This is a genomic window from Pontibacter sp. Tf4 (assembly GCF_014212495.1).
Taxonomy (GTDB): domain Bacteria; phylum Bacteroidota; class Bacteroidia; order Cytophagales; family Hymenobacteraceae; genus Pontibacter.
This window is the reverse complement of sequence record NZ_JACKZC010000008.1, coordinates 236,127-251,988: the sequence shown is the minus strand read 5'-3', so window position 1 is coordinate 251,988 and position 15,862 is coordinate 236,127. Positions and strand designations below refer to the sequence as shown.

The 15,862-nt window shown below is 47.5% G+C and carries 13 protein-coding genes; 10 read left to right on the top strand and 3 right to left on the bottom strand.

What is annotated here, in order from left to right:
• Window positions 1–13 precede the first annotated feature (13 nt).
• From H7F15_RS14850 to H7F15_RS14810, 9 genes are all read left to right on the top strand, one after another.
• Window positions 14–382, top strand: coding sequence for a hypothetical protein (locus tag H7F15_RS14850; RefSeq protein ID WP_185197778.1), 369 nt, complete (start codon window positions 14–16; stop codon window positions 380–382).
• A 368-nt stretch (window positions 383–750) separates the two neighbouring features.
• Complete coding sequence (locus H7F15_RS14845; RefSeq protein ID WP_185197777.1) at window positions 751–2,697, top strand: DUF3857 domain-containing protein; 1,947 nt, start codon at window positions 751–753, stop codon at window positions 2,695–2,697.
• 14 nt (window positions 2,698–2,711) lie between these two features.
• Window positions 2,712–4,673, top strand: coding sequence for a DUF3857 domain-containing protein (locus H7F15_RS14840; RefSeq protein WP_185197776.1), 1,962 nt, complete (start codon window positions 2,712–2,714; stop codon window positions 4,671–4,673).
• A 95-nt stretch (window positions 4,674–4,768) separates the two neighbouring features.
• Window positions 4,769–6,664: a DUF3857 domain-containing protein gene (locus H7F15_RS14835; RefSeq protein WP_185197775.1), complete on the top strand. Its 1,896-nt coding sequence runs from the start codon at window positions 4,769–4,771 to the stop codon at window positions 6,662–6,664.
• A 48-nt stretch (window positions 6,665–6,712) separates the two neighbouring features.
• Window positions 6,713–7,174 carry a hypothetical protein gene (locus H7F15_RS14830; RefSeq protein WP_185197774.1) on the top strand — a complete coding sequence of 154 codons (462 nt, stop codon included), beginning with the start codon at window positions 6,713–6,715 and terminating at the stop codon, window positions 7,172–7,174.
• A 126-nt stretch (window positions 7,175–7,300) separates the two neighbouring features.
• On the top strand, window positions 7,301–7,711 hold the full coding sequence (locus H7F15_RS14825; RefSeq protein WP_185197773.1) for an ArsI/CadI family heavy metal resistance metalloenzyme: 411 nt from the start codon (window positions 7,301–7,303) through the stop codon (window positions 7,709–7,711).
• An 82-nt stretch (window positions 7,712–7,793) separates the two neighbouring features.
• Window positions 7,794–8,306, top strand: coding sequence for a GNAT family N-acetyltransferase (locus H7F15_RS14820; protein ID WP_185197772.1), 513 nt, complete (start codon window positions 7,794–7,796; stop codon window positions 8,304–8,306).
• Between the two features lie 18 nt (window positions 8,307–8,324).
• Window positions 8,325–8,921 carry an RNA polymerase sigma factor SigZ gene (gene sigZ / locus H7F15_RS14815; RefSeq protein WP_185197771.1) on the top strand — a complete coding sequence of 199 codons (597 nt, stop codon included), beginning with the start codon at window positions 8,325–8,327 and terminating at the stop codon, window positions 8,919–8,921.
• 276 nt (window positions 8,922–9,197) lie between these two features.
• On the top strand, window positions 9,198–9,611 hold the full coding sequence (locus H7F15_RS14810; protein ID WP_185197770.1) for a hypothetical protein: 414 nt from the start codon (window positions 9,198–9,200) through the stop codon (window positions 9,609–9,611).
• 4 nt (window positions 9,612–9,615) lie between these two features.
• Here the strand turns inward: H7F15_RS14810 and H7F15_RS14805 are convergent, their stop codons facing one another.
• Both H7F15_RS14805 and H7F15_RS14800 read right to left on the bottom strand, forming a co-directional pair.
• Window positions 9,616–11,694, bottom strand: coding sequence for a hypothetical protein (locus H7F15_RS14805; protein WP_185197769.1), 2,079 nt, complete (start codon window positions 11,692–11,694; stop codon window positions 9,616–9,618).
• Window positions 11,695–11,696: 2 nt separating this feature from the next.
• Complete coding sequence (locus tag H7F15_RS14800; RefSeq protein ID WP_185197768.1) at window positions 11,697–12,482, bottom strand: hypothetical protein; 786 nt, start codon at window positions 12,480–12,482, stop codon at window positions 11,697–11,699.
• A 151-nt stretch (window positions 12,483–12,633) separates the two neighbouring features.
• Here H7F15_RS14800 and H7F15_RS14795 point away from each other — a divergent pair, with 151 nt between their 5' ends.
• Window positions 12,634–13,020, top strand: coding sequence for a GIY-YIG nuclease family protein (locus H7F15_RS14795; RefSeq protein WP_370523736.1), 387 nt, complete (start codon window positions 12,634–12,636; stop codon window positions 13,018–13,020).
• A 175-nt stretch (window positions 13,021–13,195) separates the two neighbouring features.
• On the opposite strand, the gene H7F15_RS14790 is transcribed toward H7F15_RS14795, so the two are convergent.
• The gene (locus H7F15_RS14790; protein WP_185197766.1) at window positions 13,196–15,523 is read right to left on the bottom strand and encodes a glycoside hydrolase family 20 protein; all 2,328 of its coding nucleotides are present in this window, start codon (window positions 15,521–15,523) and stop codon (window positions 13,196–13,198) included.
• Window positions 15,524–15,862 lie beyond the last annotated feature (339 nt).

Below are 15,862 nucleotides of genomic sequence, written 5' to 3'. Positions count from 1 at the left end.
CTTTTTTGCACTTATGAATACACGCGTACGTAAAAAACTTATCCAGGTAGCCCGCGGCCGGGCCAGCCAGCTTACTTTCCAGAACCTTATTTACGAAGCCGAATTAGGCCTTAACCTCGACAATACCTACGAAAAAGCACAGCTTACCGAAGTGATAGACGAAATATCAGAAGAGGAGCACGCCAAAGGCAGACCCCTGCTGAGTGCGCTGGTAAGTACCAAAGGATATAAGAACCAGGGCGATAACTTTTTCAGGCTTTGCGAGCGACTGGGCTATGGCAACTGGCGTGAGCTTAAAAAGAATTCGGAATTTTTAGAGGAGCAGCGGCAAGCCTGCCGTGAGTTCTGGCAGAACAAAGATAATTTCAGTTCCTACCTTTAACATGTAAGGCAGTACGGCAGGCCCCTTTCTCACCCTTGGCTGCCGTACTGCTTCTTCTTATAAAACACATCTCTTAACAGGCACCTACCGGCCTGTTTTTTTGTGTCCTTCACTTTCAACTATAAAATTCCCGGAATAAGATAAATTACAATTTGCCGCTACAACCTGCCGCACACAGCTATAAACTCAAGAATTTAGTACAATTGTTAATTGTATAATGCCGCGCTTTAATGGCTAAAAAGCTGAAATAAAGTTACATGCGTGTGTAATTATTCATAAAAATACAGCTATTTTGTAGTCGCAAATAGAGGTGTGGCGTGCAAAATGCCGGCAACTATGTGCAAACTATAGCCAAGTACTTTTAGCCTATGAGATCAAACTTTACCCAACAATTCACACTTCTGTTATTTTCTTTTTTTGTCAGTTTCCAGGGCCTGGCGCAGGTCTCTAAGTTCGGTGTTGTTACCAACGATGAACTGACCATGAAGCAATACCCCCTCGACACGGCAGCCGGAGCAGTTATCCTTTTCGATAAAGGTTATACCAAGTTTGGTGCCCGTGGCATTGTGATGGAGCGCCATGTCAGGATCAAAGTACTGAAGAAAACTGGCTACGAGTGGGCCAATTTTGAGGTGCCCTACATTATGAAAGGTAAGATGCTGGAACTGAAAGGCATTACCTACAACCTTGAAAACGGCGTAGTGCAGCAGTCAAAGCTGGATCCGGAAAGCGCATTTGATGAAAAGTATTACGAGGACTGGTACCTGAAAAAGTTTACGCTGCCCAACGTGAAAGAAGGCTCTGTGATGGATGTTACCTATACTATTCAGTTGGTGACAGCCTTCTATAATCTGCCGGCCTGGGAGTTTCAGCGCACCATACCTACCGCCTGGAGCGAGTACCATGCAGAGATACCGAACCACATTACATATAAGTTCCTGATGCAGGGCTACCACCCCCTGCATTCCTCAGACAAGCAAAGCAAAGCAGCCTATTCTGCTACCGGAACAAGCCACCAGTATACCTGGATCATGAAGGATGTGCCGGCCTTAAGAGAGGAGAACTTTATCACTACCCTTAAAGATTACCAGACCCGGATAGAGTTTGAACTGCAGCAGATACACTTTCCGGGCAAGCCCGTGCAGCAGGTTATAGGTAACTGGGAAGAGATCACCAAAGAACTGATGAAAAACAGTCTCTTCGGCGGGCAGATAAATGGGAAGACCGGATTTAAAAATGTAGTGGCCCCGATCCTGGCTGAAAGCAAAACCAGGGAAGAAGCTGCAGAGAAAATATACGATCACGTGCGCACCCGCATGACCTGGAACAAAGTCTATGGTTTCGGGCCGGCCAGTTTAACACTTCGCAAGGCATATGATGATGCCAAAGGTAACATCGGCGACATAAACCTGCTGTTGATAGCCATGTTGCGCGAAGCCTCTTTTGACGCTAACCCGGTATTGGTAAGTACCCGTAATAATGGCCGTCCTCCGTTAAGCTCTCCGTTGGTAACCAAATTTAATTACCTGGTAGCACAGGTAGAAATTAACGGAAAGGAGTACCTGCTGGACGCGACCGAGCCTCTGTTGCCATTTGGGTTGCTGCCGGAACGGGCACTGAACGCGGAAGGCCACCTGATAAAAACGAACGCCAGCCGTTGGATAGCGCTGACACCAGGCACACATTCTAAATTTTTAACCATTGAGGCTGCTTTTACACCACAAGGCGAACTGAACGGAAAAATGAGCGAATCGGCAGGGGGCTATTATGCGCTGGAGCTCAGGAAAGCACTGTCAGAACAGGGCGAAGAAAAGTTTAGCGAAAGCCTTGCCCGTGAGGCCGGTAACTATAAACTGGCAAAACCTACCATTCAGGCCAAAGATGAGCTTAGAAAACCCTTGCAGATCAACTACGAGGTAAGTTCCGGGGGCATGGGCCAGCTAACCGACATTATTTACCTGAACCCGCTGCTGAGCTTCGGAAAAACCGAAAACCCGCTGAAACTGGACGAGCGCCTTTATCCGGTAGATTTTGTCCACCCTATAGATGAAACCATAATTGCGAACTATACCATACCGGATGGCTATGTAGTAGACGAAGCACCGAAGGGGGCTGTGGTGTCGTTGCCGGAAGATGGGGGAAGGTTTACTTTTATGGTACAACAGAACGGCAACCAACTGCAGGTTATGAGCCGCATGAGCATCAGCAAGCCTTTGTTCTACGTGCCGGAATACCCATACCTGAAAGAGTTTTATAATCAGATCATTGCCAAGCACGCCGAGCAGATCGTGCTGAAAAAAGCATCAGCAAATTAACCTTTTTATAGCTTATGAAAGCGACCTCTACCCTTATGTGCTGGCTTACGCTCTGCATAGCGTTTGCCACAACCAGTGCTTTTGCACAGGACGCCAAGTTTGGCAAGATCTCGGACGAAGAGCTCCGGATGACCCAGTACCCGCAGGACACAGCCGCCGATGCCATCGTGCTGTCGGATATCGGTTACTCCAGGTTCTCGTTTGCGCACAAAACGCAGGTTTTTACCGAGCGTCACATCCGTATCAAAATACTTAAAAAGTCGGGCTACGACTGGGCCGATTTTGCGGTGCCTTACTACATGAAAGGGGCCGACAAAGAGAAAGTTGTTAACGTGAGAGGCTTTACTTATAACCTGGAAAACGGCCAGGTGCAGAAGTATAAACTGGAAGCCAAAAGCATGTTTGATGAGCAGCACAACGAAAACTGGTACTCTAAAAAGTTCACGATGCCAAACGTAAAAGTCGGCTCTGTGATAGATGTGGAATATACCATCATTTCGGATTTTGCCTATAACCTGCGCGAGTGGGAATTCCAGACAACGATACCAACCCTGTGGAGCGAGTACCGCGCCGAGATACCTGACATCTTTAACTATAAGTTTCTGATGCAGGGTTATCACCCGTTGTACAATAGCGACAAATCGAACAAGGCTACCGGAAGCACGCAGATTATCAACTATGCCTATACCTGGGCGATGAAGGATATACCTGCCCTGCGCGAAGAAAGCTACATCACGACCATGAAGGATTTCCAGGCGAAGATAGAGTTTGAGCTGCAGCAGGTGCGCCTGCCGGGCCAGGCTCCGCAAACCATGACCGGAAACTGGGACGACGTAACAAGAGACCTGTTGCTGAGCGAACGCTTCGGGGAACAGCTGAACCGCAGTGGCTATTATAAGAACGAGCTGGCATTGCTTACAGCCCAGCATAAGACGAAGGAAGAACTGGTGCAGGCTATCTATAACCACGTGAAAGACCGCATGACCTGGAACGGGAAGTACCACTACTTAGCAACCAACACGCTGCGCAAAGCCTACGATACCCGTACCGGAAGTGCTGCCGATATAAACCTGATGCTGGTGGCTATGCTGCAGGAAGCGTCGTTCGATGCCAACCCGGTATTGGTAAGTACCCGCAGCAACGGCCGTCCGCCTAAAGGCTCTCCTCTGATCAATAAGTTTAACTACGTACTGGCGCATGTGGTGGTAGATGGCAAGGAAATACTGCTGGATGCGACCGAGCCCCTAATGCCTTTCGGGATGCTGCCGGTACGTGCCCTGAACGATGAGGGCCACCTGATCAAAAGAAAAGAAAACCGTTGGGTAGCCCTTAAACCGGCAAACTACTCGCAGTTTATAACAACAGATGTAACTTTTAGCCCTACCGGCGAGCTTTTAGGAAAAACCACCGAATCGGCGGGTGGCTACTATGCCCTGTCGTTGCGCAAAACACTGGCCGAGGAAGGCGAAGATAAATTTGCTGAAAGACTGACGCGCGAGATCGGTAACTATAAACTGGGCAAGCCTTCGTTTGGCAACACCGAGAAGATAAGCGAGCCTTTCCAGATAAATTATGACATAAGCTCTGGCGGTACCGGACAGCTGGCCGACATCATTTACCTGAGCCCGCTGCTTGGCCATGGCAAAAAACAGAGTCCGTTTAAGCTGAACGAGCGCCAGTACCCGGTTGATTTTGCTTCGCCTATAGATGAGACCATTATCACGAAGTTTACCATCCCGGCCGGCTATGTGATAGATGAAGCCCCGAAAGGTTCGGTGATATCGTTGCCGGAAAATGGGGGGCGCTTTACGTTTATAGTGCAGCAGGACGGCAATATGCTACAGGTAATGAGCCGCATAAGCATAAACAAACCTGTGTTTTACGCCCCGGAATATACGTTCCTGAAAGAGTTCTATAACCAGATCATCGCGAAACATGCCGAGCAGATCGTGCTGAAAAAGGCAACTGCCAACTAATTTGTAATTTATAGTTTATCACTATAAGCCGGCAACTATAGCCCGGGCAGCAGCCTGGGTTTGCAGTTGCCGGTTTATACTTACCCAACCATTTTATGAGATACAAACTGGCCGTTTTGCCCTTACTACTGTGGCTGGCCCTGCCATTTGCAACTATAGCTGCCCGCACCGCCGACCTTACCAAGGGCGCCAATGTGGTGGTCAATTCCGAGGAAACCGTTTTTACGGTGCTATCACCGGCCTCAGCTACTACTACTTACAAGGTAAACCTTACCATCCTGAACGAGAACGGGCTGCACCGCGCTAAAATGTACGTGCCCTACGACAAGCTCTCGAAGGTAAATTACCTGAAAGGCGTTTCTTTTGATAGAAACGGGAAGAAGATAAAATCGCTGAAGAGCAGTGATGTGGCGGATGTAAGTGCTGTGTCGGGGGTGTCGTTGTTTGAAGATAACCGCATGAAGATCGCCGACCTGACGCACACCATGTACCCGTTTGTAGTGGAGTTTGAGTACCAGACCACTTCTTCCAACATGATGTTTTACCCACGCTGGGTGCCCCTTGATGAAGAAAATCTGTCGGTTGCAAAATCAGTATTTACAGTAGTGATGCCGGCTGGTATGAAAATGCGCTACCGCGAACAGAACCTGCAAAGTCCGGTAACTATAAAAAAAGAAGGCGGGTACGATATCTACATCTGGCAGGTAAACGACCTGACTTCTTTTAAGGCAGAGCCTTATATGCCTGACTTTACAGAGTTGGTGCCATTGGTGCATACAGCGCCTACCACCTTTGAAGTGCAGGGCTATGCCGGCGACATGAGCACGTGGCAGAGCTTCGGGCAGTGGATGAACAAGCTGAATGCCGGCCGCGATGAGCTACCGGAAGCCACAAAAGCTAAAATAAAAGCCCTTGTAGCCGATGCCAAAACCAAAGAAGAAAAAGTAAAACGTATTTACGAGTATCTGCAAAGCAACACCCGGTATGTGTCGATACAGTTGGGCATAGGTGGCTGGCAACCGTTTGAGGCCAGCTTTGTGGACAGCAAAGGCTACGGCGACTGCAAGGCGCTCACCAACTATACGCTGTCGATGCTGAAAGTGGCAGGTATAGATTCTTATTATGCCCTGATACGGGCCGGCGAAGATGCACCTGATCTGCGTGATGATTTCCCGAGCAGCCAGTTTAACCACGTTGTATTATCGGTACCAATGGAGCAGGACACACTGTGGCTTGAGTGCACCAGCCAGACCGAAGCGGCGGGTTACTCGGGTAGCTTTACAGGTAACCGCAAAGCCTTGTTAATAACCCCGGAAGGCGGCAAACTGGTGAAGACCCCGGTTTACACAGCTGCTGAAAACACGCACCACCGCACCGTAAAAGTGAAACTGGACGACAAAGGCAACGGTACTGCCAGCGCCCATACCCGCTACACAGGCCAGGACCACGAGGTGTATGCCAGGCTGATCAACTCGGCCTCGCCGGAGGATCAGCGCAAATGGCTTTACCGCAACATTGGCATACCTGCGTTTGAGCTGAACAAGTTCTCGCTTAACCTGAAAAAAGACCGCCTGCCTGAAGTGGACGAAACGCTGGAGCTCACGCTGCGCCAGTGTGCTACTATCAGTGGCAAACGCATGTTCCTGACGCCAAACCTGATGAACAAATGGAACAGCACACCAAACATTATTGAGAAACGGCAGTGGGATGTGGAACGCAAAATGGCTTATACAGAAGTAGACACCATTGTGTACGAAGTGCCGTCGGGTTATGCACTGGAGCACAAACCAAGCGATACGGAGCATAAAACAGAGTTCGGTTCTTTTAAAACAACTGTAAAAGTAGACGGGCAGCAGGTAACCTATATCCGCACGCTGCAACTGAACAAAGGCCGTCACAAACCGGAAGCCTATACCAAACTACTGGACTTTATGAACAGCATCGTGAAATCTGACAGTCAGCAGCTGGTGTTTGTGAAGAATGTGCAGTAGGGTTATAGTTAGCCATGAATTTTATTTAATACCATTTACCTTTTACAAATGATAGAGGAGAATACCGAAGTGGCAGCGGGAGAAAACGTGCCAAGTGTGCCCGAAGAGAAATACTATAACCTGAATCCTATTATGGTAGCTACTGTTTTAGGAGGGCCTATAGCTGCCGGGTATATGATGTATAGAAACTATACAACTACTGGGGAAGAAGAGGGTGCCAAAAGTATCATCATCTGGGCGATCATCTATACCTATTTACTTTTTGGAGTGATGATGCTGTTACCCGAGCCTGTGATAGATCGAATTCCTAATATTGTAATACCTTGGATCAACGGGGGTATAGCTTACTTTGTAGCTAAGAAATACCAGAATAATATATTGCTTGAGCATGAACAACAGAACGGAGCCTTTTACTCTGTTTGGCGTTCAGTTTGGATGGGAATAGTTTGTGCTGTTGTTACCGTCATTATGATAATCCCGCTTCTATTTTTTATGTCGCCTGTATTATAGATATACTTAAACTGTAAATCTCAATCGCAGCCCACAGAAAAATATTTTCTGTGGGTTGCGTCTTTTTAGAAGTGGCTCCGTCATCAGGGTGTAAAACGAAACAAAACACCTTAAACTATAAGAGCCATGAAAAGATTTCACGTTAATGTTAGAGTAAAGAACCTGGAAGAATCAGTAGGATTTTATACCGCCCTTTTCGCCACTGAGCCCACTGTACTGAAAGAGGATTATGCCAAATGGATGCTCGAAGACCCACGTATAAATTTTGCCATTTCGCTGCACCCTGAAAATGCAGGCATCGAGCATTTAGGTATTCAGGCTGAGAGCGAAGAAGAACTGGCTGAAGTATACGGTAACCTGAAAAAAGCGAAAGGCGCTATAAGGGAAGAAGGTAAATGCACCTGCTGCTATGCTAAATCTGAGAAGTCGTGGATAACAGACCCACAGGGCGTGGACTGGGAAGCATTTTACACCTTTGGGGAAGCAACTGTTTACGGCGAAGGTGCCAATGCCCGTAAAATTGAAGCGATCGTTTAGTACATTATAGAACTATAAAAGTAAGGCGGCAGGTAAATTTTTACTTGCCGCTATTGCTGCTTTCCGTTAAATTGAGCCACCTATGCAAGCCAAAACTACCGCACAAACTATAGTTACTGATCTGTTGCCGGAGCACTACCCGCAGGTTAAAGAAATTTACGAACTGGGCATGGCCACAGGCAACGCCACCTTAGAGACCAAAGCCCCTGAATGGGCCGATTGGGATGCCAAATTTATGAAGATCTGCCGCCTGGTGGCACTACAAAATAATAGGGTAGCAGGTTGGGCTGCTTTGTCAGCCGTGTCTGGTAGGTGCGTGTATGCCGGCGTGGCCGAAGATACCGTGTATGTGCATCCTGATTTTAAACGACAGGGTATCGGTAAACTGCTGTTGCGGGAGCTGGTGCGTCAATCGGAGCAGGCGGGTATCTGGACGCTGCAGGCTGGTATTATCAACGAGAACAAAGCAAGTATACACCTGCACGAACAATGTGGCTTCAGGATAGTAGGTGTACGTGAAAGGCTGGGCCAGCTACACGGCCAGTGGCGCGATATCTGCCTGATGGAACGCCGGAGTAACAGAGTAGGAGTTTAAGCCAACTATAGTTTACCGATGAAAAATTGCTGTGACAACTCTGCACCTCAAAAGCTGACGACCGACACATGCTCGGCGGTAGCACCCGTTTTTCTGGCTTACGAGGCGCAGCTGAAAGGCTTTGTGATGAAGCGTATTTTAGACAAAGACGAAGCCAACGACATCCTGCAGCAACTATACCTGAAAATCTACAAAAACTGCGAACAGCTCCCTGAAGTAAAGAATATAAAAGCCTGGCTCTACCAGATAACCCGCAACGCCGTCTACGATTTTTTCAGGGAAAGCAGCCGCTACCAGACTATAGCTGAAGTAGAGCTGGAAGAACTACCCGACGACACCCGCCATGATGTAGAAGCCTTGGTTGCACCACTGATCAGTTTACTGCCTGAAGAATATGCCGAAGCCCTGCGCCTGAGCGAACTGGAAGGAGTAAGCCAGAAAGAAATTGCGGAGCGTTTAGGTATTTCCTATTCCGGCGCAAAATCAAGGGTGCAGCGCGGCCGCGAAAAACTAAAAGCCCTGTTCATAGAATGTTGCCACCTGGAGTTCAGCCACGACGGCAGTATCGTTTCCGCTACTGTAAAAGACAGCTGTAAGCCGCTGCAAGGGTTGTAGTTGTGGGCAGTTATAGGTTTCGTGGTCCGATTAACCCACCCCTAACCCCTCCGAGGAGGGGAATTACCTCCCCTGTCCCCTCCTAAAATCAGGAGGGGTAAAGTCTTTATGGCGCGAGCGTCCTCCCTCGTGTCGGACTATAGTTTGGGCCTCCGGCCCAGTTCGATTGCAGACCCATGCCAGCAACGTGTTAGCTGAGTAATTTTAATTCGGTTTATGGAAAATAGAAGGTTCTGGCATCTAAGTAACTAAAAGCTAAACTACAAAATGACTAATATGAGAAACCTGCTACTTTGCCTTGCGCTCTTAACTTTCCTCGTCAGCTGCAAAACAGAACAGTTAGTACTTACACCAACTTATAACAAAGGAGGTTATACATTCAAAGTATACAAGAGCATGCATCTGGCTGCTCAGGATAGCGTGTATGTGGGTGGAAATGTATTTGATGTTGCCTCAAAAGGACTTTTAGAAGGTGCTGTGGTTAAATATGGTTGTGCTTATGCAGACAATAAACAAGGAAACTTCAGTTTCAAAACAAAGCCATTCAGTGTAGGATATTCATTGGTAAGCAGGTACATAGGATGCCGTGATATTGAAACTACCCCTGTTGTTTTTCAAGCAGGTGACTCAGTACACATCAATTTTTATGTAGCACAGGATGACAGGCCACTAATACACTGCGATAATTAATAACTTAAAACTTATACCTAACCTGCGCTTTCACATCTGATCTCGTAGCGCCTTCGATAGTTTCCAATCCCGAGCCAATGGTCTCCACATTTCTATAGTTGGTGATACCATATTTTATCCATACATCCAAGTCGCGGATTAGTTGGAACTGTAGCAATGCATACACCCGCGTACCTTTGCCGCTGAGTGCTGGAATAGAAAACGCATATAGCACGTCGCGTTCGTACACATACTGGCGGGTGTCGTAACTGTCGGTGTCGAAAAGGGCGTAACGGGTGCTGAGGCGGATATTTTTGAAACTATAGTTTATGTCCTGGGCTATGAGGTAACCGGTTTGCTTTGGGGCTTCGTGCTCGTAACTGCTGAACTGAACGCGGCTTTTTAAACTGAGTGCTGGCGTTGGTGCGAATTCATAATATAACAGGTAGTTGCGCCGCAGGGCTTGTGCTACATAGTCTATAGTTGTAGTGTTGTTGGGGGCGTTCAGGCCTTTGCTTTCGGTGCGGAACTGGCCGTAGAGGGCGCTCTGTCGGTTGGGTTTAAAGTAGAGCCGCACCAGGTATTCGTCTCCATACGACGGGGCATCAACGCGGTAGCGCAGCCACGGAAAGGTAAAGCGGTCGTAATAGGCGGTAATTTCCCAGCGGGCAATTGGCTTTAGTTTGATGCCGGTATAAAAGCCCCGCTCATTGATGTTCCGGCTGCCTTCGCCAAAAGCGCCGCCATACAAACTATGGAAATCGCGGCTATAGTACCGGTACAGCATGGCCACTTCCGCTTTGTCAGACAGGTTCGCGATCAGGCCATTTATACTGCCAATTCCACCGCTTTTGCTCATAGCTGTCTCGCCGAACAGGTACACATTCTGCCAGGTAAAACTATAGTTGGCGCCGGCTGTATAGTTGCTGCTGCCGTTAAACTCGAAACGCTGGTAAGGGGCATCGGTCTTTTTGATAGGTGAACTATAGCTGGTTCCTACGGCCGTAAAACCAATGGTAAAAGCCCGTTTCTGATACTGCAAACTGCCGCCAAAAATCTGCTCCCGCACGCGCCCTTTGTTAGCCAGTTCAGTTGCGGTTCTGTGAAAGCCGGAAGTCTGGATGCCGGTAAAAGTTTCGCTAACATCAGAGATCGTGTCGGTCTGTAAATTTGCGTCGGTGCGTTTGGTGGAGTAAAAACCTGTTAGGTTCAGGTCATCTTTTAAACGATAGGTTACCGCCGCACCCCTGAAAAAGGCTGATTCCAACACAGAACTATAGGGCCGTATGCCCAGGTTAGCCCGACTAATCGTAGTTATCGTTTCGCTGCCTTTGCCCACGCTGTACCCCGACGACAATTGTAATCCCTGACCGATCTGTAACTGGTAATCGCCGAGCGCTATGGTTTTAAACCTGCCTTTGTTGTATAGCTGGAAATGCGCTGTATAAAAATCGAAACCATAGCGGCGGGTGTCGGGGTCCCAGGTAAAGGCCTCGCCGGCATCTTTTTCGGCCGTAAAGCCCAAACTATAATCCTGCGCTACGCTGTTGCGGTAGCGTACAAAAAGCTTATCCGGTGAGCCCAGGTATCTGCTCTGCGACCTGCTGCTGGAATCAACTGAACTATAGCCACGCCGTTCCTGCAGCGTGCGCTCGTACCGAACTATAAGTGCATTGTTATCTTCCCCGATCAGGCGTTGCCATAACGGGCGCGAATCAGCATACAAGCCGGCGTCATCTACTTTAACAAAAGGCAGCAGCTGGTAAATGGTGATCAGGTCGAAGCCCGGGATGGCTTGCAGTTCGTAAATGCTGAGTAGTTTGCCATTGTCCTGAATGTGCTGGAAAAATGAAGCGATTTGCGGGCGTGAAAGGATGAACAGCGAAGCCAGTTCTTCGGGCGTAGTATTGTTTAGATCGATAGGTTGCTGGTAATACTGGAAAAGCGTTTCATACAGGTCTTCGTAAGAGATGTTTTCGTCTTCCTGCTGCGAAAATAGCTCCTGCACAAACAGGTCGAAATCTATTGTCTGGCGCGGGTAGTTCTGCGCCTGTAGTTGTAGTGGCAGGTATAAGATCAGTAATAGAATTATAACCTGTCGCATACCTATAATTGATTTACAGAGGTAGGTTGAACTATAGCCCGGCTTCCAAAACTATAGCTAACCGACAAATGGTGGCTGTTGCCCAGGTGCGTGGTATTGCCGAAAGTATAATCAACTATAAACTGCCTGGCCACAAAACCAGCTCCAAAGTTAAGCGTGTTGGTTAGCGACTGGAACCCGCTGCGAACTATAAATTTATCCGGAAACAGCTGATACTCGATACCGGCTTTAAAAGTAGCGTTATGGTCGATGTTCTTTTCAGTCTCAGCTAACAGCAGAAGCTTTTTGTAGGGTGTGTAACTGAGCCCCGCTTTCATGATGGTGGGAATGCGTTCGTCTTCAAAGTCGGAGAGTTTTGCCTGGTTCAGGTTGTATGCGTGGGCACCAAAATAAAGTCCTGGCACAATTTCAGCTTGCCCGCCGATTGCTATAGTTGCCGCTTTGCGGCTCCCATATCCCTGAACGGAAACCTGCCAGATATCCGCTTTTACACCTAAACTGAACTGCCCCAGTTTATGTGCTGCACCAACGCCAATGTGCTGCCGGTTATATAGTTCGTCGCCAAACCTGCTCAGGCTGATGCCATACACGCCATAGTTAGAAGTCGGGTAAACACCCAAAAGTGCTACAGTAGTAAAAGCCCGTACACCGAATCTGTTCTCGGCATAAGCCCCGGCTTGTGGTTGTGTGAGCGCGGCCATGCCGGCTACGTTGTTGTGCAATGCCCAAAGGTCAGGAATTGTTACAGAGGCATTACCAAGTGCAGCAGCTCGGGCACCAAACGGCACATCAGCTTGTGCCTTTGCAAGGAAAGGGAAGAGGAATAAGAAGCAGTATAAACTATAGCGCAGTAAAGTTATCCCATCCGTAAGCCTTTAACAGTTAGTGAAATAGGACTTACGGGAGGTTGTTGATTAAGTTGGTTTTGTTAGCGATGCGATGTGTCTGAGCAACTTTAGAAGATTGTTGGTGGTAGTATCTGAGATAGATTTCTCGCTCAGGCTCGAAATGACAATAAATATGAGAGCGCATAATTATTTTGTCTATATCACTACCAATCCCAAGAAAACGACTCTGTATGTTGGTATAACAAATGATTTACCGAGAAGGCTTCATGAACACTTTATGAACAGTGGGAATGCATCTACTTATGCCGGAAGATATTACTGCTATAATCTCATTTATTTCGAACGACACACCCAAGTTGAACATGCAATTGAGCGGGAGAAAGAAATTAAAAAGTGGAGTAGGGCGAAAAAGGAAAGTCTGATTAATTCTCAAAATCCATTCTGGATATTCCTTAACCAAGAGATACAAGATGATTAATAGAATTATCTAATGATGTCATCCGGATTAAATGGGAAGCAGATTGAAACTATCAAAATGCATTTTAAATAGATTTCTCGCTTTGGCTCGAAATGACAAAATAAATAATAAGTAACCTTAAACTTACTGTCATCTCGAACAAAGTGAGAGATCTATCTCAGACTAAATAAGAACGTTACTCCACCGCAACTTCATCCACAAACAACCAGGCGGTTTTGCCGGCGGAGCGGTGGTTAGGCGGGCATACTTTAATATTTCGGCCGACGACTTTAATGAAACGAGCTTTTACAGGCGCGAACTCAGCCGTAAATGTTTGGGTAAAGATGCCGCCTTTTAACGGGTCGGTGGTGTTGGCTATAGTTTTAACGGTTTTGTACTTCTTACCGTCTTCGGAAACCAGAAACGCTACTTGCGTAGGCAGGAAAATGTTAGCCAGCATGTTCTGTAAATGCGAGCTGCTAATGCGGCTTATAGTGGTGGTTTGCCCCAGATCAATTACAGCTTCAAAGTCGTTGCCGGAAAAGCCGAGCCACTGGCCATCCGACTGGTTAAGGGAACCGTTCAGACCGTTAACTATAGTTGCGCTGCCTTGGGCCGGAAAGTAGCGGCTGGGTTTGTTGAGTAATTTCGCTGGCCGGGCAAAAGCATTATGAATAGTTAAGGTTGTGGTAGTTGGCTCGTCCATCAGCTTGCCATCCTTAAAAGATGCCGCTTTTATAGTTGCCGATTTGTTAACTATAAATGGCCTGGTGTAAAGTTGGCTTGCAATGGTAGGAGCGGAGCCATCCAAACTATAGTAGAGTTGCGTGCCTGCTGCATCTGAGGTAAAGGTTAAAGTTGCGTGGTGCTGCGTGGTGTCTATCGTTACCTGTTGTTTTACCTGGTAAGCGCTGGTGCTATAGTTTATGCCAAGAGCATCGTAGCGCTTATACTGCTCCTGCATACGCTCTTTAAAGTCCTGCCAGTTCTTGTTTGCAGGGTTGGTCCAGAATACTTCGGAAGCGGCGGCAATGCGCGGGAATAGCATGTATTCGACCTGTTTAAACGTCGGGATGTATTCGGTCCAGAGGTTGGCTTGGGCGCCAATTATAAAGCGTTTCTCGGATGGCGTGAGTTTGTCGGGAGTGGGGTTGAAACTATAGATTTTGCTGAGCGGTGTGTATCCACCAAAGGCAAGCGGCTCCAGTTGCTGATCGCCCTGGTAATAGTCGAAATACAAATGCGAGGTAGGCGTCATAACCACACCGTGTTGTTGCTCGGCTGCCTTTATACCACCAGCCGTTCCGCGCCACGACATCACCAACGCATTGCTGGGAATGCCACCATCCAGAATTTCATCCCAACCAATGATGCGTTTGTCTTTTGTCTTCAGAAACTTCGCGATGCGCTCGATAAAATATCCGTGCAGCTCATTCTCATTTTTTAGTTTTTCTGCAGCTATTTTAGCCTGGCATTTGGGGCAGGCTTTCCAGCGGGTTTTGGGCACTTCGTCGCCACCAATGTGTATGACCTGTCCCGGAAAAAGGGCAGCGACTTCAGTCAGCACATTCTCCAAAAAGCTATAGGTTTGCTCATTACCGGCACAGAAAACATCCTCAAAAATACCCCAGGCCTGCTCTGTTTTAAAAGGACCACCCGTGCAACTTAGTTCAGGGTAAGCCGCCAGTGCCGCCAGTGCATGACCGGGTATTTCTATCTCCGGAACTATAGTTATGTGGCGGTCTTTGGCATATTGCACTGCTTCCCGTATCTCGTCCTGTGTGTAAAAGCCGCCATATTTTTTGCCATCAAATTGCTGCGGACGTTCCAGGGCGTGGCCAACTATAGTTCCGTCGCGCCAGCCGCCAACTTCCGTCAGTTTCGGGTATTTCTTGATCTCGATGCGCCAGCCCTGGTCATCGGTTAAGTGCCAGTGGAAGGTGTTGAGCTTATGCATTGCCATGTAATCAATATACTTTTTGATATCCGAAACCGGGAAGAAATGACGCACCACATCCAGGTGTAGACCACGCCAGCTATAGTTTGGTTTATCAATGATCTCCAGGGCAGGAACAGCTACAGAAGTAAACTTAAAAGTTGGTGGCAAAAGCTGCTTTATAGTCTGAAGCCCCATGCCGATGCCTGCCGGATGATTTGCAGAAAGTAAAATTCTGGTAGGTTGCACTGATAAACGATAGCCTTCCGGGCCAAGCGTATCCGGGGAGTTAATAAGGCTCAGGTAAATATAGTTGGCTGTCCGCTTCCGGGGTATTTTGTAGAGTAGTTGTGGTTGTTGCCCGGTTGCCATTTTTATAGTTTGGGCCAATTGCTCGGCGGTACTTTTCAGGAATTGCTGTTCAGAGTTTATGTATAGCTTGGTGTTGGCATTAAGGATAAAATTGCCTTGCTGCAAGATAAGGTGTTGCGGTTTCGGAACTATAGAAATTTCAGAAACCGCGCTTTGCTGGGCAAGAGCCGGCAAAATGGTAACTATAGCTAAGATTAGGGTAAGCAGTTTTGGCATCGGGCAAAGATTTGAGCCTCAAGAATAAGCAGGATTAGTTTAAAATGCCAACAGACCAGTGATTTAAAAAGATTATTCTGATTTATAAGATTTCTGAATCACTGCATAATGGGATTTCTACTTTGCAGAAGCAAAGAAAACAGCATCCGCAACTATAGAACAGTAGCTACAGAGTTCCTCAACTATAGCTTTCTGCCAAAGTTCCTTTTCTCTGCTGGTGCAGAAAGTCAGTTACAAACTGGAACCATACTCTACATCAAGTTACGCTGTTCCTAACTTGCGGCATAACCAGCATCATCATAATCAGGATAATCCCCTCAATCACTTACATAAAAAAAA